Source organism: Okeania sp. SIO2B9 (assembly GCF_010672505.1).
In the GTDB taxonomy this organism is placed as follows: domain Bacteria; phylum Cyanobacteriota; class Cyanobacteriia; order Cyanobacteriales; family Microcoleaceae; genus Okeania; species Okeania hirsuta.
Genome location: NZ_JAAHGK010001619.1, coordinates 1 through 1,416, shown reverse-complemented (window position 1 = coordinate 1,416; position 1,416 = coordinate 1). Strand labels below are relative to the sequence as shown.

The window sequence follows — 1,416 nt, the reverse complement described above, 5'->3', positions numbered from 1 at the left end:
ATTTCAGCAAGAAGCACAACAGTTAAAAACTCTAGGTATTCATTCTCAGATACCCAAACTACTAACTTATTTTCAAAAGGATGGACAACAATATCTAGTTCAAGAATATATTGAAGGCAAAAATCTCGCCCAAGAATTGGCAGAAAAAGGTATCTTTACTGAAGCTAAAATTCGGGAATTTTTAAATAATTTATTGCCAGTATTACAGTTTGTGCATAAATCGAAAGTTATTCATCGAGATATTAAGCCAGAAAATATTATTCGTCGCACTACTGGTCAACTGGTTTTAGTAGATTTTGGTGCTGCGAAGTTAGTGGAGAAAAAAGGTTTACCTGAAACTGGAACTATTATTGGTAGTGCTGCTTATACCGCTCCCGAGCAACTTATGGGTAAGGCTATTTTTGCTAGCGATCTTTATAGTTTGGGTGTTACTTGTATTCATCTTTTGACTCAAGTTTCACCTTTTGATTTGTTTGATAGTAGAAATAGTAAGTGGGTATGGCGGGATTATTTAAAAATGCCTGTTAGTAAAGAACTCGGTCTAATTTTAGACAAGATGTTGGAAGGTGCAACAAATCGGCGTTATCATTCTGCCACTGCTATTATTAGACATCTTAAACCTCGGTCTAACTATATGGAAAATGTTTATTTTTCTCCTTCTTCAGCAGTGCCGAAAAAGTTGACTGAGCAAGCAGAAATTAGACAGGAGTTACAGGAAGTTTTGGCTACTGAGTCGGTTAAAATTCAGGTGAGTCGTGTCAAAAAAACTTTGACTGTTGTTATTAGTAGAAATCCCGGAAAAAAGGCTAATTATGCTCAAAATTTAAAGACTATTTCTGCGAAGTTAACTGATTTAAGATTGCAAAATATAGATCAAGTTAAATTACTAGGTAAGCTTCAGGGTAAGACTGTGCCAGAGTGGCAACAAATATTGAGAATGGATCGTAAAGCTAGGTGGAAAAATAAAATTTTGAGATTACAAAAAAATGAGCATTTTATAAAGATTTTGCAGTTAGGAACTCAGAATTTTTGGTGGGCTAGATTTAAGGAAAAAGAATTTTGGTTAGATGCTTTGATGTTTGCTTTTGCTTGGTTTATTTTTGGCTATCGGATAATTATTTGGCATCCGATAATGGCTGTTATAATTGCATCAGTTTTTATTACAGTTAAACATCTGGTTATAAAACAGAATAAATTGGCAACTAATAATTTATTTACTACTGTGGCAACAGTATTTTTAATCTTGGGTTTGTTAGGGGGTAAATTATGGATTTCTGATATTTTTGGGTTGCTTTTAGGTTGCTTATTTGTGGCTTTACCAATATTTTATGCTAGAGAGGAAATATAATTAGGGTTTGCTGAAAAAGTCTTATGAGTAAAAGTAGGAGTCAGGAGTCAGGAGAAATGGGAATTATA

1 protein-coding gene is annotated in these 1,416 nt (G+C 33.8%); it reads left to right on the top strand.

All coding sequences use genetic code 11. The annotated features are described in order from the left end of the window. Nucleotides 1–1,348: serine/threonine-protein kinase (locus tag F6K13_RS33150; RefSeq protein ID WP_287289928.1), on the top strand; the 1,348-nt coding region annotated here is incomplete at its 5' end. Nucleotides 1,349–1,416: the final 68 nt, after the last annotated feature.